Annotated in this window: 23 protein-coding genes and 2 tRNA genes; 12 read left to right on the plus strand and 13 right to left on the minus strand. The window is 64.3% G+C overall.

All coding sequences use genetic code 11. The features are described from left to right. Nucleotides 1-46: 46 nt before the first annotated feature. Nucleotides 47-2,749, plus strand: coding sequence for a pyruvate, phosphate dikinase (ppdK, locus tag SX1_RS04195; RefSeq protein ID WP_019052054.1), 2,703 nt, complete (start codon nt 47-49; stop codon nt 2,747-2,749). A gap of 57 nt (nt 2,750-2,806) precedes the next feature. Here ppdK and SX1_RS04200 read toward each other — a convergent pair whose 3' ends face one another. Next, nucleotides 2,807-3,292, minus strand: a complete 486-nt coding sequence (locus SX1_RS04200) for a helix-hairpin-helix domain-containing protein (RefSeq protein ID WP_019052055.1) — start codon at nt 3,290-3,292, stop codon at nt 2,807-2,809. Between the two features lie 142 nt (nt 3,293-3,434). Here SX1_RS04200 and SX1_RS04205 point away from each other — a divergent pair. Together SX1_RS04205 and SX1_RS04210 are read left to right on the plus strand one after the other, a co-directional pair. Beyond that, nucleotides 3,435-3,511: transfer RNA gene (locus SX1_RS04205), tRNA-Arg, on the plus strand. 56 nt (nt 3,512-3,567) lie between these two features. Beyond that, a tRNA-Arg gene (locus SX1_RS04210) sits at nt 3,568-3,644 on the plus strand. 8 nt (nt 3,645-3,652) lie between these two features. Here SX1_RS04210 and SX1_RS04215 read toward each other — a convergent pair. The 10 genes from SX1_RS04215 to SX1_RS04260 all read right to left on the minus strand — a co-directional run bounded on the left by SX1_RS04215 (nt 3,653) and on the right by SX1_RS04260 (nt 13,645). Further along, the gene (locus SX1_RS04215) at nt 3,653-5,104 is read right to left on the minus strand and encodes a cobyric acid synthase (RefSeq protein ID WP_019052056.1); all 1,452 of its coding nucleotides are present in this window, start codon (nt 5,102-5,104) and stop codon (nt 3,653-3,655) included. A 39-nt stretch (nt 5,105-5,143) separates the two neighbouring features. After that, nucleotides 5,144-6,760: a pilus assembly protein TadG-related protein gene (locus SX1_RS04220; protein WP_019052057.1), complete on the minus strand. Its 1,617-nt coding sequence runs from the start codon at nt 6,758-6,760 to the stop codon at nt 5,144-5,146. After that, complete coding sequence (locus SX1_RS04225) at nt 6,757-7,194, minus strand: TadE/TadG family type IV pilus assembly protein (protein WP_019052058.1); 438 nt, start codon at nt 7,192-7,194, stop codon at nt 6,757-6,759. Before SX1_RS04225 ends, SX1_RS04220 begins: the two co-directional genes overlap by 4 nt. Before the next feature lie 167 nt (nt 7,195-7,361). Further along, nucleotides 7,362-8,261, minus strand: coding sequence for a PAS domain-containing protein (locus SX1_RS04230; RefSeq protein WP_017182913.1), 900 nt, complete (start codon nt 8,259-8,261; stop codon nt 7,362-7,364). A gap of 96 nt (nt 8,262-8,357) precedes the next feature. Continuing rightward, a complete protein-coding gene (locus SX1_RS04235) occupies nt 8,358-8,579 on the minus strand; it encodes a hypothetical protein (protein WP_017182912.1) in 222 nt (73 codons plus the stop codon). A gap of 30 nt (nt 8,580-8,609) precedes the next feature. Continuing rightward, nucleotides 8,610-9,869 (minus strand): N-succinylarginine dihydrolase, encoded by a 1,260-nt coding sequence (locus SX1_RS04240; protein WP_019052059.1) that lies wholly within the window; start codon nt 9,867-9,869, stop codon nt 8,610-8,612. Beyond that, nucleotides 9,866-10,885: an arginine N-succinyltransferase gene (locus SX1_RS04245; protein WP_019052060.1), complete on the minus strand. Its 1,020-nt coding sequence runs from the start codon at nt 10,883-10,885 to the stop codon at nt 9,866-9,868. The genes SX1_RS04240 and SX1_RS04245 overlap by 4 nt, the downstream gene beginning before the upstream one ends. Then, nucleotides 10,882-12,108 (minus strand): hydrolase, encoded by a 1,227-nt coding sequence (locus SX1_RS04250; RefSeq protein ID WP_026149498.1) that lies wholly within the window; start codon nt 12,106-12,108, stop codon nt 10,882-10,884. The genes SX1_RS04245 and SX1_RS04250 overlap by 4 nt, the downstream gene beginning before the upstream one ends. Nucleotides 12,109-12,205: 97 nt before the next feature. Further along, on the minus strand, nt 12,206-13,105 hold the full coding sequence (locus tag SX1_RS04255) for a DUF481 domain-containing protein (RefSeq protein WP_017182908.1): 900 nt from the start codon (nt 13,103-13,105) through the stop codon (nt 12,206-12,208). A 54-nt stretch (nt 13,106-13,159) separates the two neighbouring features. Beyond that, nucleotides 13,160-13,645 (minus strand): RNA pyrophosphohydrolase, encoded by a 486-nt coding sequence (locus tag SX1_RS04260; RefSeq protein WP_019052062.1) that lies wholly within the window; start codon nt 13,643-13,645, stop codon nt 13,160-13,162. A 216-nt stretch (nt 13,646-13,861) separates the two neighbouring features. Here SX1_RS04260 and SX1_RS04265 point away from each other — a divergent pair, with 216 nt between their 5' ends. Together SX1_RS04265 and SX1_RS04270 are read left to right on the plus strand one after the other, a co-directional pair. Next, complete coding sequence (locus SX1_RS04265) at nt 13,862-15,238, plus strand: cryptochrome/photolyase family protein (RefSeq protein WP_026149499.1); 1,377 nt, start codon at nt 13,862-13,864, stop codon at nt 15,236-15,238. A 36-nt stretch (nt 15,239-15,274) separates the two neighbouring features. Further along, nucleotides 15,275-16,540, plus strand: coding sequence for an SAM-dependent methyltransferase (locus tag SX1_RS04270; RefSeq protein ID WP_019052064.1), 1,266 nt, complete (start codon nt 15,275-15,277; stop codon nt 16,538-16,540). Between the two features lie 4 nt (nt 16,541-16,544). On the opposite strand, the gene SX1_RS04275 is transcribed toward SX1_RS04270, so the two are convergent. Next, nucleotides 16,545-17,258 carry an SDR family NAD(P)-dependent oxidoreductase gene (locus tag SX1_RS04275; RefSeq protein WP_019052065.1) on the minus strand — a complete coding sequence of 238 codons (714 nt, stop codon included), beginning with the start codon at nt 17,256-17,258 and terminating at the stop codon, nt 16,545-16,547. 76 nt (nt 17,259-17,334) lie between these two features. Beyond that, nucleotides 17,335-18,813, minus strand: coding sequence for an amidophosphoribosyltransferase (gene purF / locus SX1_RS04280; RefSeq protein WP_019052066.1), 1,479 nt, complete (start codon nt 18,811-18,813; stop codon nt 17,335-17,337). Between the two features lie 184 nt (nt 18,814-18,997). Here purF and ccmC point away from each other — a divergent pair, with 184 nt between their 5' ends. From ccmC to SX1_RS04315, 7 genes are read left to right on the plus strand one after another with little or no spacing between them, the layout of a single operon-like run. Further along, complete coding sequence (gene ccmC, locus SX1_RS04285; protein ID WP_019052067.1) at nt 18,998-19,726, plus strand: heme ABC transporter permease CcmC; 729 nt, start codon at nt 18,998-19,000, stop codon at nt 19,724-19,726. A gap of 4 nt (nt 19,727-19,730) precedes the next feature. Next, the gene (locus SX1_RS24750) at nt 19,731-19,862 is read left to right on the plus strand and encodes a hypothetical protein (RefSeq protein WP_019052068.1); all 132 of its coding nucleotides are present in this window, start codon (nt 19,731-19,733) and stop codon (nt 19,860-19,862) included. Continuing rightward, a complete protein-coding gene (gene ccmE, locus SX1_RS04295) occupies nt 19,859-20,305 on the plus strand; it encodes a cytochrome c maturation protein CcmE (protein WP_019052069.1) in 447 nt (148 codons plus the stop codon). Before SX1_RS24750 ends, ccmE begins: the two co-directional genes overlap by 4 nt. Nucleotides 20,306-20,360: 55 nt before the next feature. Further along, complete coding sequence (locus SX1_RS04300) at nt 20,361-22,286, plus strand: heme lyase CcmF/NrfE family subunit (RefSeq protein WP_019052070.1); 1,926 nt, start codon at nt 20,361-20,363, stop codon at nt 22,284-22,286. Beyond that, nucleotides 22,283-22,810 carry a redoxin family protein gene (locus SX1_RS04305; RefSeq protein WP_107124063.1) on the plus strand — a complete coding sequence of 176 codons (528 nt, stop codon included), beginning with the start codon at nt 22,283-22,285 and terminating at the stop codon, nt 22,808-22,810. Before SX1_RS04300 ends, SX1_RS04305 begins: the two co-directional genes overlap by 4 nt. After that, nucleotides 22,807-23,214: a cytochrome c-type biogenesis protein gene (locus SX1_RS04310; protein ID WP_019052072.1), complete on the plus strand. Its 408-nt coding sequence runs from the start codon at nt 22,807-22,809 to the stop codon at nt 23,212-23,214. Before SX1_RS04305 ends, SX1_RS04310 begins: the two co-directional genes overlap by 4 nt. After that, on the plus strand, nt 23,211-23,852 hold the full coding sequence (locus tag SX1_RS04315; protein WP_019052073.1) for a tetratricopeptide repeat protein: 642 nt from the start codon (nt 23,211-23,213) through the stop codon (nt 23,850-23,852). The genes SX1_RS04310 and SX1_RS04315 overlap by 4 nt, the downstream gene beginning before the upstream one ends. Nucleotides 23,853-23,922 lie beyond the last annotated feature (70 nt).

Consider the following 23,922-nt stretch of genomic DNA (forward strand, 5'->3'; position numbering starts at 1 on the left):
TGTTGTGATGCAATATAATCGGCAATCAGTGCAGGGAGTGCCGGGAATGAAGAATACAGAAGAGGGCATGATGACGACGACCGCAACGCGCTATGTTTATCGTTTTGGCGGCGGCGTCGATGATGGCGGTCAGGGGGACCGCAATCTTCTGGGCGGCAAGGGCGCCAATCTCGACGGCATGGCCGCGATCGGCTTGCCGGTGCCTCCCGGCTTCACCATCACGACGGCCATGTGCACCCGCTATTATGAAGATGGCGGCGTCTATCCCGACAGCGTGAAGGCGGAAGTCGCCACTGGCCTCGCCCATATCGAAGGCATCACTGGCAAGACGTTCGGCAACGCTGCCGATCCGTTGCTCGTCTCGGTCCGCTCCGGCGCGCGCGCCTCCATGCCCGGCATGATGGACACGGTCCTCAACCTTGGCCTTAACGACGAAACCGTCGTCGGCCTCGCCAACACGTCGGGCGACGAGCGTTTCGCCTGGGACAGCTATCGCCGCTTCATCCAGATGTATTCGGACGTCGTGCTGGAACTGGACCATGGCGCGTTCGAGGAAGCGCTGGAAATCGCCAAGGAAGATCAGGGCTACACCCTCGACACCGAAATGACGGCGGACGACTGGAAGGCGCTGGTTGCCGAATATAAGGCGCTGGTGGAAAAGCTGTGGAACAAGCCTTTCCCGCAGGACGTCCATGACCAGCTCTGGGGCGCGATCAGCGCCGTATTCGGGTCGTGGCAGTCGGAACGCGCGAAAGTCTATCGCCGCCTCAACAACATCCCCGGCGAATGGGGCACTGCCGTCAATGTGCAGGCGATGGTGTTCGGCAATATGGGCGAAACCTCGGCCACCGGCGTCGCCTTCACCCGCGACCCGTCGACCGGCGAGAATGTCTATTATGGCGAATTCCTGATCAACGCCCAGGGTGAAGACGTCGTCGCAGGCATCCGCACCCCGCAATATCTGACCAAAGCCGCGCGCGAACGGGCAGGGGCCAAGCCGCTGTCGATGGAAGAGGCGATGCCGGAAACCTATGCCGAACTGGCCAAGGTGTTCCAGATCCTCGAAACCCATTATCGCGACATGCAGGACATCGAATTCACGGTGCAGCAGGGCAAGCTGTGGATGCTCCAGACCCGGTCGGGCAAGCGCACCGCCAAGGCCGCGCTCAAAATGGCCGTGGACATGGCGCATGAAGGGCTGATCACTGAAGAAGAAGCCGTCGCCCGCGTCGATCCCGCCGCGCTCGACCAGCTGCTTCACCCCACGCTCGATCCAAAGGCGCCGCGCGACGTGCTGACCAAGGGGCTGCCCGCCAGCCCCGGTGCCGCGTCGGGTCTGATCGTGTTCGACGCCGATACGGCCGAGCGCCGTAACGAAATGGGCGACGCCGTCATCCTGGTGCGCGTGGAAACCTCGCCGGAGGATATTCACGGCATGCACGCGGCCAAGGGCATCCTGACCGCCCGCGGCGGCATGACCAGCCACGCCGCCGTCGTCGCCCGCGGCATGGGCCGCCCCTGCGTGTCCGGCGCTGGCGGCATCTCGATCGACAATAGCGCCAAGATCCTGCGCGTCGGTGGCCGCGAGCTCAAGGAAGGCGACATCCTCACGCTCGACGGTTCTACCGGCGAAGTGATGGCGGGCGAAGTCCCGACCGTTCAGCCCGAACTGGCCGGCGACTTCGGCACCCTGATGGTCTGGGCCGACAAGGTGCGTCGCCTCAAGGTCCGCGCCAACGCCGAAACGCCGCAGGACTGCAAGGTCGCGCGTGAATTCGGCGCGGAAGGCGTCGGCCTGTGCCGCACCGAACATATGTTCTTCGACGCGGCCCGCATCACCGCCGTGCGCGAAATGATCCTGGCCGACAGCGAAAAGGGCCGCCGCGTCGCGCTCGACCGGCTGCTGCCCGAACAGCGTGACGATTTCGCGCAGATTTTCATGGTGATGGCGGGCCTGCCCGTCACCATCCGCCTGCTCGATCCGCCGCTGCACGAATTCCTCCCCCATGCCGAGGCGGAATTTGAGGAAGTAGCCAAGGCGGCTGGCGTCGGCGTCGAAGTATTGAAGCGTCGTGCCAATGAACTGCATGAATTCAACCCGATGCTGGGCCATCGCGGTTGCCGCCTGGGCGTCACCTATCCCGAAATCTACGAGATGCAGGCCCGCGCGATCTTCGAGGCGGCGCTGATCGTCAAGCAGCGCGGTGGCGAAGCGCCGATCCCCGAAGTCATGATCCCGCTCGTTGCCACCCGCAAGGAACTGGAGCTGATGAAGGCAATCGTCGATCGCGTCGCGACCGAAGTGTTCGCGGAACAGGGCGACAGCGTCGAATATCTGGTCGGCACGATGATCGAACTGCCCCGCGCCGCGCTCAAGGCGGGCGAGATCGCGGAAGTCGGCGAATTCTTCTCCTTCGGCACCAACGACCTTACCCAGACGACGATCGGCATCAGCCGTGACGATGCTGGCCGGTTCCTGACCCAATATGTGGACAAGGGCATCTTCGCCCGCGATCCCTTCGTCAGCATCGATGTCGAGGGTGTGGGTGAACTGATCCAGCTCGCCGCCGAACGCGGGCGCAAGACCCGCCCCGGCATCAAACTTGGCATTTGCGGCGAACATGGCGGCGACCCCGCCTCGATCGCCTTCTGCGAAGCCACCGGCCTCGATTATGTCTCGGCCTCGCCCTATCGCGTGCCGATCGCCCGGCTGGCTGCGGCGCAGGCTGCTCTGGCGAACAAGAAATAAGGCAAAAGGCGGGGCGCAAACCCCGCCTTTTTCTTACCGGTTCAGACCGGGCCCGGCTCAGACCGGCGTAGTAATCCGGCCGAACAGTCCCTTGCGCTGCCCGCCGCCTTCCAGCGCACGCGCCTGCTCCCGCCAATCCTCACGCGCGATCGTGCCGGGCGTCAGTCCCAGCCGCGCTTCCAGCGCCGCCTCCTGCTCGTTGCTCAGCGTGGCGATCTGGCCATAGCGATGATAGCCTGCCTCATGGAGCGACGCCGCCTGCGACTGGCTCAAGCCCTTGATCTGGCTCAGATCGTCGCGTTCCGCAGCAACGCCAGCGCCCGGCACGGCATCAACCGTTGGCGTACGCTTCTCCAGCGCGACGATCCGCGCATTGGCGGCCTCCAGCTGTGCGTCGCGATCCTTGAGCATGGCGCGATGGGCGGCCTGCTCGTCCCGCCAGGCCCGGCGATATTTCCCGCGCCCGCTCATCATCAGGCCCAGGATCAGGCCGATCACCAGTGCGATCAGCAGCAGGGCGATGTCATTAAGGGTGAAGCTCATGATGGCATCCTTTCATTACCGTCTCGAACGGCGGATGACGCCAAAAGTTGCCCCGTGGCCCGATAAAGGCGGGAAGGGCGGGTAAAAGTGAAAAAAGGGGCTTGCCCAATCCGGCGCGCCCTACTATCCGCGCCACTCCAGTGCACCCGTAGCTCAGCTGGATAGAGCATCAGACTACGAATCTGAGGGTCGGGCGTTCGAATCGCTCCGGGTGCACCATTTATTCGAAGGGCTTTTGGTCCTGGCTTCCAGCCGCGATCAGTCTCCCTTCCAGCGCACCCGTAGCTCAGCTGGATAGAGCATCAGACTACGAATCTGAGGGTCGGGCGTTCGAATCGCTCCGGGTGCACCATTTCCCTTTCACGCCATCGCCAGCGCGACCATCGCGTCGATGTCGGCATGCTGCTCCAGCAGCGCCGCGACATCGTCCAGGGCGTCCTCGACCGTCTGTGCATAATCGGCCATCGCCGACTGCCCGCCCAAGCGCTGCAGCAATGCGTCCCGCAGCGGCGCGCTGGCCAGCAGGCCATGGACATAGCTGCCCAGCACCCGCCCATCGCGGCTGATCGCGCCATCGGCCCGCCCGCCGTCCAGAATGGCAAAGGGCCGCGCACAATCCGGCCCGCTGGTCGCGCCCATATGCATCTCATACCCGGTAAAATCGGCGTCTAGCCCATGGCCCTGCACCTGATGGAGTACCTTGCCGGATGACATCAGCGTGTTCACCTCCAGCAGGCCGAGTCCTGCAATGGTCTCCGGCGGTCCCTCGATCCCTTCGGGGTCGCCGATCGTCCGTCCCAGCATCTGATAGCCGCCGCAAATCCCCAGCACCGCGCCACCCCGCCGGTGATGCGCGCGAATGTCGATGTCCCAACCCTGCGCCACCATCGCGCGCATGTCGGCGATCGTCGCCTTGGACCCCGGCAGGATCACCAGCGCCGCATCGGCCGGGATCACCTGCCCCGGCCCGATCATCCGCAACTCGACCGACGGCTCCAGCTTCAGCGGATCCAGATCGTCGAAATTGGAGATGCGCGGCAGCACCGGGCAGGCGATGACCAGCGGCGCATCGACAGACGGCGCGCGCCGTTCCAGCACCACCGCATCTTCGCTCGGCAACCGCGCCACGGCGTCCAGCCACGGCACCACCCCCATGCCGCGCCAGCCCGACAACGTCGCAATCTGGGCATAGCCATCCTCGAACAGGGCAGGATCGCCACGGAATTTGTTGATCAGGAAACCCCGGATCATCGCAGCGTCCGCCGGGTCTATCACCGTGCGCGTGCCAACCACCGCCGCGATCACGCCGCCCCGGTCGATGTCACCGACCAGTATGACCGGCACATTGGCCGCCCGCGCAAAACCCATATTGGCAATGTCGCCCGCGCGCAGATTGATCTCGGCTGGCGATCCCGCCCCTTCGACCACCACAATGTCGCATTGCGCCTTCAATCGCTCGTAACTTTCCAGCACAGCGCCCAGCAGTTCGCCGCGCGCGCTACGGAAATTGCCCGATCCCAACGTGCCGCGCACCTGGCCATGGACGATCAACTGGGATGTCCGGTCTGCCTGCGGCTTCAACAGCACCGGGTTCATGTCGCTATGCAACGGCACGCCGCACGCAACCGCCTGCAATGCCTGCGCCCGGCCAATCTCTCCGCCGTCGCTGGTGACGGCTGCATTGTTGGACATGTTCTGCGGCTTGAACGGCCGCACATTGTAGCCCCGTCGGACCAGCGCCCGGCACAATCCGGCGACCAGCACCGATTTGCCCACGTCCGATCCGGTTCCCTGTAGCATGATCGCGCCCATCGGACGCTCCTGACGGCAGCGGGCCGCCAGCGCAAGCCGTCAGGCGACGATGGCCGCCATCCCGCACCGCATCTCATGCACGCGCACGTCGGCATAGCCGAGCTGCACGCCAAGCGTCGCCGTCACGCTCGCCAATATGCCGTCCAATAAGGGGGCGGTCGTGGCCAAAAGCGTGCCGATGGCCGGGGCGAGTGGGCTGAGGTTCACATTGATGCCCAGCACCGACACCTGCACCTGCGTCCGGCTGGCCAGGCTGGCGGCCAATCCTTGCGTCAGGTCGTTGGTGCTGACGCGCTTGGCTGTCTGCGCGCTGATCTCGGCGGGGGAAAAATACACATTCTGCGGCTGCACCCCGCCCAGCGCGACATTCGCATAGCCCGTCACTTTCGTGCCAAGCAACTGCGCTAATATGGCGGGACGCGGATTGGCGGGCAGGCTGAAATTGGTCAGGGCCTGCGTGTCGACATCCGCCAGTGCCGCCGTACCAATCGACGGTTTCACCGCCAGGGTCACGCCCTGGGTCATCGATCCGGACGTGCAATCGATCGCCGACAGCCTGGCTTCCGCCGCTGCCAGTTCCACATAGAGCGGGATACGCACCGACGCGATGCCGGACAGCGCCGTGGCGACGCTGCTTTCCAGATAGAGCCGGGTCTGGGCCGTACGCAGCACGACGGACTTGTCCGCCGTCACGCTCAGCAGGGGGGATCGCACTTGCCCTTCGCCAATGACCAGCATCAGCCGCGTCGATGTCAGCCCCGGCACCGTCACACGCAGGTCCATCGGCACGGATGTTCCCGATGGCGGGCTGAGGATCATGCGCAACATCGAAAAGGCGTCGAGCAGCAGATGGGGTTGCCCGGTTGCGCTTGCCGCGCCCCGCATCGGGCCAAGATCGATGACATCGCTCAGCCGGATCGATCGTCCCGCAATCCTGCCCGCCATGCCCAGCAGCACCGCGGCGCTTTGATTGCCACCCGCACTGTCGGCCATCGCCCCGATCACGTCGGACAGCGGGATTTCGCGATCGAACAATTCGCCATAGGCTTCATCATCGCGCCCCGTCCTGACCCGCAGCGCATCGGCAACGCCCAGCAGATCCAGATTCAGGCTGGCGAGACCCTGGCAGTCCATCACCGACAGGTTCAACTCCGTCCCCGCCAGGCTGGACAACAGCATGTTGGGCAACCCGCCACTGACCGCCGCCAGCCCTGTCCCGATTGAAAAGGCCGCCGCATCCTGTCGCGTGGCGATCGCCCGCGCCCGCAAGTCGATGCCATCGCGACCGACCAGCAGCCGGGCGAAAAACAGGGGCGTGCGCCGTTGCAGTTCGACCCGCATCGCCCCACCTTCGCCGGCCACGAACCGATCCGCCACCGGCACGGCGCGATCGGCCCGATAATTGCCACCGTCAACGCCGACCAGCGCAACGCCGCTGACCCCGCTTTGCCCTATTAACTCTTCTGCCGCGCTGCGCCCACCGCCGACAGCCGCCAGCGCCGCTGCATCGGCAATGCCCTGCAACTGCCGCTTGGCCAGATATACCGACCCCAGATCCACCGCGACCGTCGCCGCGCCTGCCAGCATGAACAGCGATCCCGCCATGATCAGGCTGATGCCGCCACGCGCCTCTTGGATCAGGCCGCGTCGGGTCATGGCATGGCGATCCGTATGACTGCGCTGCGCTGAAGCGTCGTGTTGGACAGGGGAATGGGCGTGGCCGCGAAGATCGGCGCGTTGTTGAGATCATAGCTCAGCGTCACCCGATAATAGCCGCCACCCTCCTGCGTGCCGATACTGATGGTCTGCGCGGCGGGCGCGGGGAAGGCGGCGCGGCTGGCGGCGATGCTCTGGTCCACAAGGGCGCGTCGTTCGGCAGCGTCCAGACCGGCGACCGCCGCGCGCGCCGCATCATTGGCGGCCTGTTGCAAGCTGTGGGCCGTCATGAACCAGCTGCCATAGACCAATATGCCAAACAGCAGGCTGATGAGCAGCGGCAGGGCAAAGGCCGCCTCGACCAGCGCGCTGCCCGCTTGATTGCGGGACAGGGCGGCGATCGACCGAAAGCGGAGGGTTGGGCTTTTACGCATAAGGACAGCCTAGCCGGGCGCACTCAACAGCCGGTTTGGTCGGCTGTCGGTGGATAGTGCGCAATTCGCGCACTTCTCCGTCCCGCCGATCCGGGCCTTCAATCAATCCTGATCCACTCCCTCCGAAACGGACCATGAATTTGCGCAAAAGCTGCACCCGTCGCCGCTTACCCGGCCTTATCCGTCGCCATTCGCTGCCCTGTCATCACGATCACGGCGCCCTCGATTCCGTAAGTGCCATGCAGTTGCGCGATCGCCGCCTCTACGGGCATGATTTCCCCGCCATTGGTCAGCAGCCGTGTCGTCACCCGCCTGTCACCCTCGCCGCGCAGCACCCGCTCCAACTGCTCGCGAAACTGAGGGCGGGCGGAAACTTCGATAATGTCGGGCAGGCACACGCTCGACAGCCTTTCTTCAGGCAGGCCCATCATCGCGCAGAATGTGTCGTCGGCAATCTCTATGAAGGCGCGCGTCGACACCCGGACATAGCCGACCCCGCCATGCACGCTCATCGCCTTCAGAATCGCCGATTTGACGTCGGCCAGACGGTGACGGCGCATGTCCGCGGTAATGTCGCGCAGCAGCAGGGCGATGCCGTCGCCAAAGGAGAATGTCTCGAAATGCAACCATGCATCGCTGCGAAAGGGGGAGGGGATGTCCGCCGCGCTGGCCTCCCCGGATGCCAGGCTATGGCGTATATGGGCCTCCGTCAGCGCACCGGCGAATTCGGGCAGCGCTTCCCATAACGATCGTCCTTCCAGGTGCCGGTCCCACCGCTTGGTCATCGCCAGCGCCACGCTGTTCACATAGTCGATCGTCAGGTCGCTGCGGCACAGGATCAACCCCTGATGGATGTGGTTCGCCAGTTCGCGCATCCGGTCGGGGGCAGGGGCGGGACCATCGCCGACGCCCAGATTGCGGAAACTCTCCACCCCCATGAAGATATGGGTCTCGCGGCCATGATGGGTGATCATCACGGGTTCGCGCGCGCCGACCTCCCGCCAATGGGCGAAATTGCGCACCAGTTCGGCGGCGGCGACGCTCCGCCCGCGACGATCATCCAGCATGGCTTTTTGGCTCCCGGTTCCTGTCAGGAAACCAGGATACAGCCCCGGATCAGAAGGTGAATCGACAGACCACTCCGTTTCGGAGGGGAGGGTGGCTCAGCTGCCGTAAGCGCGCTGATAGTCCAGCGCGTCGATCATCTTGCCGCCCGCCATGAACACAGCGCCAGTGCAGGCCAGCGCCAGCAACTGGCCGCCCAGGCCGGGATATTGCTGCATATAGACCAAACCGCGTTCAGACGCGCCCAGAGCCAGCGCATAGATGATCAGGAACGCCTCGAACTTGGTCTTTATCGTGAAAAGGCGTTTGATGCGTCCCATTATGATCCCACCTGGCGTTGCGGCCCGCCGCTAGGGGATTAGATCGCCTGAAAGCTGCAAATGGTCAACAAGGGTTAACCATGATTGTTCGATCCGGGCGATCAGCCGTGTGTCCGCCAGGTCGTCCGGCGCAATCTGTTCGGGCCAATAGTCACTGACGATCCGCGCAATCGCGTCCAGCTTGCCCTCGTCCATCATGAACCGCGGATCGATCGTCGCCGGGTCCGCCACCACGCGCAATCGCAGGCAGGCCGGGCCGCCGCCATTGGCCATGGACTGACGCACATCCACCGGCACCAGTCGACGGATCGGCCCGTTGCCCGCCACCATCTGTTCCAGCCATTGCCACACGGCAGGGGTTTCCTGCGCCTCGGTCGGCAATATCAGCGCCATCCCGCCATCGGGCAGCGTTACCAGTTGCGCGTTGAACAGATAGGATTTGATCGCATCGGCCAGGCTGACCGCACTGGCCGGGACTTCGACAATCTCGACACCGGGCATGACAGCGCGCAAGTCGGCGTAGAAACCCGCATTGTCGGCAAAGGCGAGTTCATGCGCGAACAGTACCCGTTCATTGGCGACGGCGACGACATCATTGTGAAACGCACCCGCCGCGATCGCCTCTTCGGACTGCTCGACAAACAGGGTCCGGGCCGCGTCCAGGCCATGCAGCCGCGCCACGGCCTTGCTCGCTTCGAGATGCTGGCGCGCAGGGAAGGGGCCGCCCGACCGGCCATAGACGAATATCTCCACGCCCGCCGCGCCATGATGGCCGCACAGCCGCATATGATTGGCCGCGCCCTCATCACCGAAAGGCGCAGGTACCGGGGCATGAACCGCAAAGGCGCGGGGATCGGAGAAGGCGACCCGCAACTGCGCCAGCGTCTGCGGCCATTCATGGCTGCGATGCGGCATGGTGACGAGGTTCGCGACGGTCAGATGCGTTCGCCCATCGGCGGTGTCGCTGGCGGGGGAAACCGTTGCTGCGTTCGCCGCCCACATGGATGATGCCGACATCGCCGCCGCGCGGATATGCGGCTCGGCTGCACCAATATCGGTCCCCAACTGCGCCAGCCATGTCCCGTCAGGCCGCCATTGCGGCAGGAACATGCCCTGCGCCAGCCCCAGTCGGATATTGCCGCGCATCTTCTCGATACCCTGCAATGCGGCCGCGCGCGGATAGGCGATCGCGCCAGCATTGCGGGACGAAGCCAGATTGCCCAGGCTCAGTCCCGCATAATTATGGCTCGGCCCGATCAGCCCGTCGAAGTTGATCTCGGTAACGCTCATGCCCGTCCCGCCATGGTGAAGCTCTGCCCCGGTTCCAGATGCAGTCGCGCCGCGCTTGCCGCGTCCAGCGACACCGCGCCATCCTCATCCTCGACAACAAAGCCATAGGTGCAGCGATAATCGGCCAGCGCCCCAGTCGACACCAGCATCTTGACGCCGCCCTTGTCGTGGCAGGATGACAATATGACGTCACGCGCCGCCGCGATCGTCTTCAACTGGTCAATCTGGCCCACCATCGTCGGCCCGCCGTCGAAAATATCGACATAGCCCGCATTGATGAACCCTTCCGTCTCCAGCATCCGCATCGCCGCCCGGCCATTGGGGTGGGGCAGGCCGATGACGGCGCGCGCGCTGTCGGTCAGCATCGCGGTATAGATAGGCGTTTTGGGCATTAGATCGGCGATGAACTGGTTGCCATTGACCGCGTTGAACTCGTCCGCCTCCTGAAAACTCATGCCGAAAAATCGCCCGGCAAGCCCATCCCAGAAAGGCGATCCGCCAGCCTCGTCAATCACCCCGCGCAATTCCGCGATGATCCGGTCGCCAAAGCGTGGCCGATGCCCGCGAATGTAAAGATAGCGGCTGCGCGCCAGCAGCAGGCCTAGCCCCTCCGCCCGTTCGCGCGGATGCAGGAACAGCCCGCCCACTTCGGTCGATCCTTCCAGATCGGTCGTCAGCGACAGCATCTGCGCCCGGAACGTCCGTGCCAGTTCCCGGCTATGCTGGGTCAACATGCCCAGTCGATAGGAGTAGAAGGGCCAGCTTTGCCCGACGGTCGAAAATATCTGGCATGTGCCGCGCACCTGCCCCGTCTCCGTATTCTCCAGCACCAGCACGATCAGTTCGTCCTTGATGCCCTCCCCGGTGCGGGACAGCGCAGTCGCGGTCCGCTCCAGCTTTGCCGACAGCGCCTTGCGATCGGGCGGCAGGTTGGTGAAACCGCCACCCGTCAGCTTGGCCATCTCGTACAAGGTCTGCAAATCGTCCGCGCGCGCGGTGCGCATGATGAAGCTCAAGCGATCATTCCCTCTCTTTTATATTGTCCTTGCGCGATCCGCAGCAGCGCCAGCGCAGACAGTTGTGCCCGTTCGGCCAGACTGTCGGTCAGCAGAAATTCTGCGTCGCTATGGATGCTGCCGCCGCGCGCGCCCATCGTGTCGACCACCGGCACGCCGCACGCCGCGATATTATTGCCGTCGCATACACCGCCCGTGTCGCGCCAGCCGATCGGCAGGCCCAGTTCCGCGCCGCACCGCTGTACCAGTTCGAACAGCGCCAGCGCCTTGGCGTCCATGGGCTTTGGCGGTCTACCAAAGCCGCCATGGCAATGCAGGCTGACGTCATGCTCGCGCGCCACATCGGCGATCGCCCGGTCCAGCAAGGCCTGCGCTGCGCTCTCGTCCGCGGGCGTCATCGGCCGGAAATTCACGCGCAACACCGCATGATCAGGCACGACATTGTTCGGCCCGCCGCCGTCGATCCTGGCCGGATTGCAGGAAAAGCCCTTGCCGCTCGCCGCCTTCAGCCGCAGCGCCAGATCCGCCGCCGCCAGCAGCGCGTTACGCCCATCATCGGGATTGCGCCCGGCATGGGCGCTACGCCCGGTGACGATGATCGAGAAATTGCCGCTCCCGGCCCGCGCGCCAGCCAGCGTGCCATCGGGCAGCGCTGGCTCATAGGTGAAGGCGGCCAGCTTTCCCGCCGCCACCTTCTTCAGCAATGCGGCAGAAGAAGGACTGCCCACTTCCTCGTCGCTGTTGATGACGACATCATAGCCCAGCCTTGCGGCCTCTTCGGTCCCCTCGAACGCGTGCAGCGCCGCCAGCATCACCGCCAGCCCGCCTTTCATGTCCGCCACCCCCGGTCCGTTCAGCACGCCCGGCTCCAGCCAGCGCAGCGTCTGGAAAGGATGATCGATCCCGAACACCGTATCCATATGCCCCGTCAGCAGCAGCCGCACCGGCGCATCCGGACGAACCGACAGGTGGAGGTGGCGACCCGATGCGATGCTGTCGATCCGCCCATCAGCAGCGACCGTCTCGACTGGCGTGGCGTCCACCAGTCTTATGTCACCGGGCAGCACGGCAAAGGCGTCGGCCAGCAATCCGGCCATCACCCCCAGTCCATCCAGATTACGCGACCCGCTGTTGACAGCGGCCCAGGCCTGCACCTGCGCCAGCATCGGCGCATCTGCCGCATGGTCCAGCAATGTTCGATCGAGCGATGATAAAAGCGTCATCCCGCCGGGTCTATCAGACCCCGCGCTGTGTCTCCACCCCTCTGACAGCGTAGTCATGCGTCAGCCTGGAATGTGACAATCCGATCTGGCCGATGGCCTAAAAATCGTAACTCAAAGTCACCCGGCTGAGCGTGTTGAAATTGCGCGACGACAATAATGTCTCGGACTCATACTGCACGTTATAGGACAGCGCGGCCGACCAGCGCGTCGTCACCTTCGTCTCCATCGACGTCAGCGCGTTGAGCGAATAGACGTCGCTCTCCGCATAACCGGCGGCGGTCTGCTTGAATGTCAGGGTGGGACTGGCCCGCCAGGCCAGCGCCATCGATCCACGGGCGCCCAGCTTGGTTTCCCGCACCCCGATCAGATATTTGGCGTGTCGCACCGAAGGGCCGATATCGACCAGCAGGTCGACAGGCTTGCTCACGATCAATTTATAACCCACCCCCGCCGACGCGGTGTAACGCTCGTCATAGCCGATGGACGTGTCCCGCTCGAACTGGGCCAGCCCATAGGCAAAGCCGCGCGGATCGAACTGATATTTGGGTTCATAGCTGGCAAAATAGCGTTCGCGCGACGTGACGCCATTGGCGCGGCGATAATCGGCGGACGCGCTCAGCTTGTGCGACCATTGAAGGCCATTGCGGGTTGCCGTGGCTGATGCGCTGATCCCGATTTCGCTGGTGGAGCCGGTCGATCGGAACCCGCCCGCTTCGACCCGTCCGGTCCACAATTCGGCGAAGCTCGCTTCGCGAATCACCGTGTCATGGGTGGCCTTGGTTCGCTCTTTCCAGCTGTTGACGAGCTGCTGGATTTCGTCCGCTGAACCTGGGTTGGTCTGACGGGCGATCTTCGCCACGGTTGCGATGTCCGTTTCATTCCCATTGGCAATCGCCGCCTCCAGCATTTCGCGCACTGTTGGCGGCAGCAGGGTCGTATCGGCGGCATGGACCGGAACGGCGAAGAGCAAGGCGACGGGGATCAAACAGCAGCGCATGTGCGTGTCATAGCTGCATGACCGCAAAGGTTAACCCCCTAAGCGACAGGTCGCTCAGATAAGCGCCTTGAACTCCGCCAGAATGTCACGGTACAGCTTGCGCTTGAACGGCACGATCAGCTCCGGCAGCGTCTCCGGATCGGTCCAGCGCCATTCGCGAAATTCGGGATGCTTGGTCTGGATATCGATATGCTCGTCCTGCCCCAGGAAGCGAGCCAGGAACCAGATCTGTCGCTGGCCGCGATATTTGCCGCCCCACAGCTTGCCGACCAGTTCCGGCGGCAGATCGTAGAAATGCTCGTCCTTGGTCGTCGCGATGATCTTGACATGATCGGCGATGATGCCGGTTTCCTCATGCAATTCGCGAAGCGCCGCTTCCCTCGCCTCTTCGCCTTGGTCGATGCCGCCCTGCGGCATCTGCCAGGCTTCGACCATATTATCGAGCCGTTGGCCGACGAAAACCTTGCCATGCATGTTGACGAGCATGATTCCGACGCAAGGTCGGTATCCGCGTTCCTGTTCTTCGGGCGTCGAAGCCATTTTGTCCCCTGATTACGCTATTTCGACCGCGACATACCCCCCGGAGCCGCCGACTTTTTCCTGTTTCTCGTGCCAAGGATAGGCGGCATGGCTGCATCCGTCCATTGATCGAATCGCAACGCGATGGATTTGGTCGCCACAAATTTGGCGGCCTGCCTTGGCAAGATGCTTTATAGGTCGCTTGGAACCGGCATGATCCGGCTGCATTGCAGGATGATGACCAAACCCGTCCTGCTCTGGCTCCGCCAGGATCTTCGCCTGTCGGATCAGGCTGCGCTGGTCGCCGCTGTCCAGGCTGGGCCGGTGATCCCTCTCTATATCCTAGACGATGACACGCCGCGCCATTGGGCAATGGGCGGCGCGTCGCGCTGGTGGCTGCACCACAGCCTGTCGCGGCTTGACGAAAGCCTCCGCGCGAAAGGATCACGCCTCATCCTGCGGCAGGGCAAATCGGCGGACATCATACCGCAGGTCGCAAAGCAGGCCGGCGCCGACAGCGTATATGCGCTCCACCACTATGAACCATGGTGGCGCAACGCGGAAAAGGCGGTCGGCAGGCAAGTGGATCTGCATCTTCATGATGGCGGCCTGCTCCTGCCGCCCGGTGCGGTACGGACAGGGGGAGGGGGCATCTATCGCATCTATACGCCTTTCGCCCGCGCGGTGATGACCCACATGCCCCCGCCTGCGCCTTGTCCCGCCCCGGACGATATTCCCGCGCCATCATCCTGGCCGACGAGCGATTCGCTGGATGACTGGGCGCTGCTGCCAACCAGCCCTGACTGGGCGAACGGCTTTTCAAAGGACTGGACGCCGGGAGAGGGCGGCGCGCAGGCCAATCTTGAAAGCTTCGCCGATGAAGCGCCTGACTATGCCACCGGGCGGAACCTTCCATCCATCGAGGGAACGTCGCGCCTTTCGCCCCACCTTCACTTTGGAGAAATCTCCCCGGCCACGGTTTGGCATCGCCTGACAGGTTCGGATGAAGGAACAACAACCTTCCTCAAGGAACTGATTTGGCGCGATTATGCGCATAACCAGATCGTCGAACGGCCCGACTATGGCTCCGCCAACGCCCGCGCGGATTTCGATGCGCTTCCCTGGCGCGACCTGAGACAGGCGAAACGTGATTTCACTGCCTGGCAGCGCGGTTGTACCGGCTATCCGATTGTCGACGCCGGGATGCGCCAGCTTTGGGCGACGGGCTGGATGCATAACCGCGTCCGCATGATTGCGGCGAGCTTCCTGATCAAGCATCTGCTGATCGACTGGCGTCACGGCGCCCGCTGGTTCTGGGATACGCTGGTCGATGCCAGCTACGCCAATAACAGCGTCAACTGGCAATGGGTGGCGGGCAGCGGAGTGGATGCCAATATGTTCGTCCGCATCATGGCCCCGCTGGTCCAGTCGGAAAAGTTCGACGCGGCTGCCTATATTCGCCAATGGGTGCCGGAACTTGCCGACCTGTCAGACGCCCATATTCATGACCCCGACGCCCATGGCGTCCGCCCCCCGGCCTATCCGGCAAAGATTGTCGGCCATCGCGAAGGCCGCGAACGCGCGCTGGCCGCCTATCGCGACGTTAAGGGATGATTGCAGCCCGGCCCGGCTTGATGCAAGATTGACGTCATGAATGCGATCGATCCCCGGCGCGGCAAGCGCCCCCTGTCCGTACGGCGTCCGCCGCGATCGGGGGCCGTCAGTGCGTTCGCCCGCATGATCGGCCCGCAATTTCACCGCCTGCTCGATCGTATCGACCAGGGACTGGAGCAGGGGGCGATCGACGCCACCCTGCCGGATGGCACGCGCAGGCTGCTCGGCGGACGCGCGCCGGGGCCGGAATGCACAGTGCACCTGTTGCACTGGCGCGCGCTGCTGCGACTGGCGACGGGTGGTTCGTCCGGTTGGTATCGCGCCTGGGCGGCGGGCGAATGGACCAGTCCCGACCCCGTGCCGCTCTTTGCGCTGTTCATGGCGAATGCGGTGGCGCTGGGCAAGGCCGCCCGGCCACGCGGCCCCGCCCGCTGGACCGGGCGCTTGGCGCATTGGGCACGGCGCAACAGTCGTCGCGGATCGCGCCACAATATCGCCTTCCACTATGATCTGGGCAATGATTTCTATCGCCTCTGGCTCGACCAGAATATGCATTATTCCAGTGCCTTGTTCGCTGATCCTGACCGCCGGATCGAAAGTCTGGAACAGGCGCAGCGCCGCAAGGTCGACGCGATCCTCGATCGGCTGGACCTCGCCGATGGCGCGTCGCTGCTGGAAATCGGCTGCGGCTGGGGCGGGTTGGCGGAGCAGGCGATGGAACGCCATGCGGTCCGCTACACCGGCCTCACCTTGTCGACGGAACAGGCCGATTATGCCCGCGATCGCCTAGGGTCCGGCGCGCAGATCTGCCTGACCGACTATCGCGACGCTCAGGGGCAATATGACGCTATCGCCAGCGTCGAAATGGTGGAGGCGGTCGGCCAGCGCTATTGGCCCGACTATCTCGCCGCCATCCATCGCCTGCTCAAACCGGGCGGTCGCGCGGCGATCCAGTATATCCTGATCGATGACGCGATCTTCGATGGCTATGCGCGAAGCGCGGACTTCATCCAGACCTATATTTTCCCCGGCGGCATGCTGCTCTCCGAAAGCCGCTTCCGCGCTCTGGCGGAGCAGCAGGGCTTTGTCTGGCAGGATGTGGAGCGCTTCGGCCTCGACTATGCCGAAACGCTGCGCCGCTGGCGCGAACGGTTCGACCGCGTCATCGACGAAGGCCGGCTGCCCGCCAGTTTTGACCAGCATTTCGTGGCCTTGTGGCGCTATTATCTGATGTATTGCGAAGGCGGTTTTCGTGGCCGGGGCATAGATGTGGCCCAGGTAACGCTGGTCAAGCCCGCCTGACGCCTCAGCGCTCGATCCGCACCCGATGCCCGGTCGGCGTGTCCGCCACCACCAGATCGACGATAGCGTCAGCCGCCACTTCCGGTCCCTTGACCGTCGCAGGATCTTCACCGGGAAAGGCCCGCGCGCGCATCGCCGTGCGGGTCGCGGCCGGATCGACAATATGCGTGCGGATGGCGGAGATATTCTTCATCTCCTCGCCATAGGCTCCTACCAGCGTTTCCAGCGCGGCCTTGGACGCGCCATAGGCGCCCCAATAGGCACGCGGCGTTGCAACCGATGATGTCAGCGCCACCACCCGCGCGTCCTTGCTCGCCCGCAACATCCGGTCGAACGCCGCGATCAATGCTTGCGGCGCGGCGATATTGAGCGTCAGCAGTCGCGCAAATTCCTTGGCGTCGATCGCAGGCACTGCGGCCAGCGATCCCAGCGTCGCCGCGTTCAGCACCAATATGTCCAGCGCGTCCCAACGCCCGGCAATCGCCTGCGCCAACCGCCCGATGCTTTCCCCGTCGATCAGGTCCAGCGGCGCGATCGTCGCGTGGCCGCCCGCCTTGTGGATCGCATCCTCCACCTCTTCCAGACCCCCGGTGGTCCGCGCGGTCAGCACGACATGCGCGCCCGCCGCCGCCAGCGCCTTGGCCGTTGCCGCGCCGATGCCACGACTGGCCCCGGTTACAAGCGCCAGCTTGCCAGAAAGAGGAAGCGTATCAGTCATATGTCCCCATATTCCAGCGAATGCCGGAATTCCTTTTACATGCGGCAATAGATTACAGATTCGCCCGGCTGAGCGTTCAGGCGACCCGTTCGGCCAGCAATTCCAGCTGGTTGGTGACCACCACATCATCCTGATCGGTCAGGGTGGTGGGATAGTCGCCAGTGAAGCATGCATCGCAATATTGCGGCCGGCCGTCCGCGCGTTTCGCCTCGCCCAGCGCCTTGTACAGGCCATCGATCGAGATGAAGGACAGGCTGTCGGCATGGATGAAATCCTGCATCCCGCCCACGTCGAGCTTATGCGCCAGCAACTTGGTGCGTTCGGGCGTGTCCACGCCGTAGAAGCAGCTATGTTTGGTCGGCGGAGAGGCGATCCGCATATGCACCTCGGCCGCGCCTGCCTCGCGCATCATCTGCACGATCTTGAGTGAAGTCGTCCCGCGCACGATCGAATCGTCGATCAGGACGATCTTCTTGCCCTCAATCAGCGCCCGGTTGGCGTTGTGCTTCAGCTTCACGCCCAGATGGCGGACCTTGTCGCCCGGCTGGATGAAGGTGCGGCCGATATAGTGGGACCGGATGATGCCCAGTTCGAACGGTATGCCCGACTCCTGCGCATAGCCGATGGCGGCGGGAACGCCGCTGTCCGGCACGGGGATCACATAATCCGCCTCGACCGGGTTTTCGATCGCCAGCTGCGCGCCGATTGCCTTGCGGACCGAATAGACGCTGGAGCCATCGACGATCGAATCGGGTCGGCTGAAATAGACATGCTCGAAAATGCAGGGGCGCGGATGCACTTCGCCAAAGGGGCGGTGCGATCGTATCTCGCCAGAATTGGTGACGATCACCAGTTCGCCCGGATCGATCGAGCGGATATATTCGGCGCCCACCACATCGAACGCCACGGTTTCGGACGCGAACATGATGGTGTCGCCCAGCTTCCCCATGACCAGCGGCCGGATGCCCAGCGGATCGCGGCAGGCGATCATGCCTTCGGGCGTCATGACGATCAGCGAATAGGCGCCCTCGACCTGCTTCAGCGCATCGATGAACTTGTCGAGCAGGGTGCGATAGCTGGACGTCGCGACCAGATGGATGATGACTTCGGTGTCGGACGTCGACTGAAAGATCGATCCGCGCCGAATCAGCTCGCGCCGCACCTTCATGGCGTTCGAGATATTGCCATTATGGGCAACCGCGAATCCGCCGGAGTTCAGTTCCGCATAAAGCGGCTGGACGTTGCGCAGCGAAGTTTCGCCAGTGGTCGAATAGCGCACATGGCCGCAGGCCGAACCGCCCGGCAGGCCGCGAATCACCTCGTCCCGGTCGAAATTGCCCGCGACATGGCCCATGGCCCTGTGGGTATGGAAATCATGCCCGTCCCAGCTGGTGATGCCGGCAGCTTCCTGCCCCCGATGCTGAAGCGCATGGAGGCCGAGCGCGACGATAGCAGAGGCCGTGTCAGCGCCAGAAACGCCGAAAATGCCGCATTCTTCGCGCAACTTGTCGTCGTCGAAAGGGTTGGTCGTGATCATGGGTGTGAGCGGGTCCATAGCCGTTCCTGCCCGACGCCAAGGGCCGGGCTTTGGCGCGCATATAGTCACTCTCGTCCGCTTTGTCGCCCTCCTGTAACAAAAAAGCGTGCCGGGCCGTTCCTTTGCGGGGATTTTCCGTCCCGCTATCGGCAAAATGCCCTACTGGCCATGCCGTCCCTGCACGGCTAAAGACGCAGCCCTGATGCATCGTTTCGCCAATCCTGCCCGCTTCCTAAAGATCGCCCGTCCGCTCACCGGCTGGCTGTTCTGGACCGGCCTCGTCCTGCTGCTGGCGGGCTGCGCCTGCGGCCTGTTCGTGACCCCTGCCGACTATCTTCAGGGGCAGACGGTGCGAATCCTCTATATCCATGTGCCCGCCGCCTGGTTGGGGATGGCCGGTTGGACCGGCATCGCCGTGGCGGCGCTGATGCAGCTGGTCTGGCGGCATCCACTTGCCGCCGTTGCCGGTCGCGCCATCGCCGCGCCGGGTGCTCTGTTCACTGCCATCTGTCTTGCCACCGGATCGATATGGGGGCGTCCGACCTGGGGAACATGGTGGGAATGGGATGGGCGCATGACGTCGATGCTGGTCCTGCTATTCCTCTACCTCGGCTATATCGCCTTGGCCAATGCCAGCGCGCGCCAGGGGGCGGGGCAGGGCGGTGTCAGCAACGTGACCGCCATCTTCGGACTGGTCGGCGCGATCAACATCCCGATCATCAACCGCTCCGTCGTCTGGTGGAACAGCCTGCATCAGGGACCGTCCATCACCCTGCGCGGCTCCAGCATCGACATGGCCTTGCTGTGGCCACTGGGCCTGACGGTGCTGGGCTTTTCCCTCTGGTTTGGCGCAATCGTGCTGATGCGGATGCGCGCGATACTGGCACAGAATAAGGTCGAGGCGCGCATGCAGCGCCTTGCGAGAGGATAGCCCCATGCACCAATGGATCTTCGTCGCCGCTGCCTATGCGGTGACCCTGCTGGGAACAGCGGTGGTCAGCCTGATGAGCTGGCGCGCGATGCAGCGCGCAGAGGCGCAGGCCGAAACGATGGCGGGCCGGTCATGAAGGCCAAGCATCAACGCCTCATCCTCGCCCTCGTTGCGCTGGTCGCGCTGGTCGGCGCGGGCCTGCTGGCGGCCTCCGCGCTCAAGGATGAAGCCGCCTATTTCTACGCACCAGGCGATGTGAAGGCCAAGGGCGTCGAACCGGGCAAGGCGATTCGCCTGGGCGGCATGGTCGTGAAAGGCAGCCTGAAACGCGCGCCCGATGGCGTCACCATGTCTTTCGACGTCACGGACGGCAAAGCCACCGTCCCCGCGACATTCAGCGGCATCGCGCCCGACCTGTTCAAGGAAGGCAGCGGCGTCGTCGCCGAAGGATCGTTCGATGGAAAGGGCACTTTCATCGCCACCAACCTGCTCGCCAAGCATGACGAACGCTATATGCCCCGCGAACTGGAAGGCATGAGCTACAATGAAACCACCCATGAATTGCAGGTGGAAAAGTGAGAATGCGTCACACCGCGGATCATGACGGAACGCCCATGATCAAGGGGCAGGCCGCATGATCGCCGAAACCGGTCTCGCCGCGCTCTGGCTCGCCGCGTCTCTTGCCCTGCTCCAGCTTGTCCTGGCCCTCGTTGGCCTCAAGGGCGACAAGCCCGACCTGCTCGCAGCCGTCCGTCCTGCCGCCGTGGCGCAGGGTGTCCTGACCGCGATCGCCTTTGCGCTGCTGATCACCCTGTTCATGCGCTCGGATATGTCGGTGCTGCTTGTCGCCACCAACAGCCATTCGGCCAAGCCCTGGCTCTACAAATTTGCCGGGACATGGGGCAACCATGAAGGCTCGATGCTGCTCTGGGTCACGGTCATGGGCGTGGCGGGGGCGGCGGTTGCCCTGTTCGAGCGCGCGTTGCGGCGCGACACCCACATGGCGACCCTGGGCGGCCAGGCGGCGATCAGCCTTGGCTTTTACGCCTTCCTGCTTTTCTCGTCCAACCCCTTCGCCCGGATTTCGCCTGCGCCAGCGGACGGGCAGGGGCTTAACCCCCTGCTGCAAGACCCCGGCCTCGCCTTCCATCCGCCCACGCTCTATCTGGGCTATGTCGGCCTCTCCGTCGCCTTTTCCTTCGCCATCGGCGCGCTGCTGACGCGGCAGGTCGACGCCGCCTTTGCCCGCGCCATGCGGCCATGGGTGCTGGGCGCGTGGATATTGCTGACGCTGGGCATCACAGCGGGCAGCTATTGGGCCTATTATGAACTGGGCTGGGGTGGCTGGTGGTTCTGGGACCCGGTCGAAAACGCCTCGCTCATGCCCTGGCTCGCTGCGACGGCCTTGCTCCACAGCGTGACCGTGCTGGCGACGCGCGACGCACTGCGCGCCTGGACGGTGATGCTGGCCGTCGTCGCCTTCTCCATGTCGATGGTCGGCACCTTCCTCGTGCGATCTGGCATCCTTACCAGTGTCCATGCCTTCGCCGTGGACCCCGAACGCGGCAGCTTCATCCTCGGCCTGCTCGCCCTTTATATCGGCGGCGCGCTGGCCCTGTTCGGCTGGCGCATCGGCGCTGTCCGCGAAGGCGCGCCCTTCGAACTGGTCAGCCGCGAAACCCTGCTGGTCGTCAACAATCTGCTGCTGACCGTCATATTGGGGCTGGTCCTGATCGGCACCCTCTATCCGCTGATGACCGAAGCGTTCGGCCACAAAGTCTCAGTCGGCGCCCCTTATTTCGACCGGATCGCCGGCCCCATCGCACTGGCGCTGATGATCGCCATGGCTGTCGGCCCGTTGGTCCGCTGGCGGCGCGACCAGGCAAAGGCTGTTTGCAAACGTTTGCTGGTTCCGCTTTGCATTGCGTTGCTATTGTTCAGCTTGGTGTCGGTCTTGGCTTGGGGCCGCATCGGCATCCTGCCTTTCCTTGGCCTCGTCGTCGCCGGATCGGTTGGCGTCGCGAGCCTCGCGCCCTTGTGGAAACGCAATCTGCGCCGCACGCCGCTCTTCACCTATGGCATGGTCATCGCCCATCTGGGCTGCGCCGTCAGCCTGGGCGGCATGGCCAGCGATTCCGCCTTCACCGTTGAAAAGCTGGTCGCCGCCCGTCCCGGTGACATGATCGAAACGGCTGGCTGGCAGATTCGCCTGCTTCAGATCCAGCCCCTTGCCGGCGACAACTGGACCGCACTGCAAGCCGATATGGACGTCAGCCGGAACGGCGCGCCGGTCACTATTCATCCCCAGTCCCGTTTCTTCGCCTCTCCGCCAACCACCACCAGCGAAGCCGCGCTGCTGACCCGTTGGGACGGCCAGCTTTACGTCGTGCTGGGCGAAGAGGTGGAAGGCGGCCGGTGGCAGCTTCGCATCTGGTGGAAGCCCTTTGTCACGCTGATCTGGCTTGGCGGCATCATGATAGCGCTGGGCGGCGCGCTGGCGCTGCTCGGTCGGGAGCGTCGCGGCTGGCTGATGAAATGGCGGGCGAGGGCGGCGGCATGAGGAAATGGCTCATCTGGCTCCCGCTGGTCCTGTTCCTGGGCTTCATCGCCCTGTTCGCCAGCGGCCTGTTCCAGCCTGACGATCGCATCATCCACTCCCGCCTCGTGGGTCAGCCGCTTCCGGCCTTCAACCTGCCAGCTGCCGCCAGCGATCGCCCGCCGCTCGCGAGCAGCCAGCTTGCCGCCGGACAGCCGCGCCTGCTCAACATTTTCGCCAGCTGGTGTGTCCCCTGCGCCGCCGAAGCGCCCCAACTCGAAGCGTTGCGGGCAGCAGGCGTGCCGATCGACGCCATCGCCATCCGCGACGCCCGCGCCGATGTCGACGCTTTCCTCCAGCGCAACGGCAATCCCTATGCCCGCATCGGCCTGGACGCGCGCAGCGAAGTCCAGATCGCGCTGGGTTCGTCGGGTGTTCCCGAAACCTTCGTCATCGATGGCAAGGGCCGCATCGCCTATCAGCATATCGGCGAGATTCGCGCCGACGATGTACCGATGATCCTCGACCGGTTGAGGAGCGCGCAATGAAGTATCTGGTCCTGCTCTTCGCGCTGATCGCCGCGCCGCTGTCCGCGCAGACCGCGCTCCCGCCCGCGCCCTACGCCAATCAGCAGATTGCCGACCCGGCGCTGGAGCGCAAGGCCAAGGCGCTGATGGAGACCATCCGTTGCCTGACCTGCCAGAGCCAGTCGATCGCCGACAGCAATGCCAGCATGGCGGGCGACATGCGGTCCCAGATCCGCGAACGCATTATGGCGGGCGAACAGCCCGAAGCGATCCGCGCCTGGCTGATCACCCGCTATGGCGACTGGGTGAGCTATGAACCCACAGCCGCGCCGATCCTCTGGCCGCTCTGGGCTGCGCCGCTGGTGTTGCTGGGGCTGGGCCTCCTCCTTCTGCGTGGCCGAATCAAGCGAAAGGGACGGGCATGACCGGATGGTTCCTGGCCTTCGGGCTGGCCGCCCTGGCCTTCATCGCCATGCTGCTGGTAGGTCGCATCCCACGATCGGCGCGCGAAATCACGGCCGCCGCGCTGTTGCTTGGTCTGGCGGGCTATGCCTGGCAGGGTAATCCCGGCCTTGCCGGCGCGCCGCGAACGGTCAAACAGATTGACGCGCCCTTTGACGAAAAGCTGGCTGAGCAAAGGCGCGGGCTGGCGGAACGTTATGGCCCCGCCGGGCAATGGCTGGTCATGTCCGATGGCCTGGGGCGTCAGGGCAAGACGAAGGAATCGGCCAATATCCTGCTCGCAGGGCTGCGCCAGACGCCCAATGATGCCAATCTCTGGCTTGGTTTAGGCAACGCACTGGTCGCCCACGCCGATGGTGTCGTATCACCGGGCGCGGACTTCGCATATCGGCGCGCCCTTGCGCTCGACCCGGACGGGCTGGCGCCCCGCTATTTCTACGGCCTTGCGCTTGCCCGCAATGGCCAGTTGCAGGCGGCGCGCGACCTTTGGGCGCCACTCGCCGCAGCCACGCCGCCGGGCAGTGCGATCAGGACGGAACTGGACGCCAATATCGCGCGTATCGACTCGCTGCTGTCCGGTAATGGGCCGGTCAGCCCATGATCACCCCTCGGGCCGCATTGCGCGGCCTTGGGAGCCGTGATAGGGCGCGGCGGTTTGTGGGGTGGCGGCA

The organism is Sphingobium xenophagum NBRC 107872 (assembly GCF_000367345.1).
GTDB classification, from domain to species: Bacteria; Pseudomonadota; Alphaproteobacteria; order Sphingomonadales; family Sphingomonadaceae; genus Sphingobium; species Sphingobium xenophagum.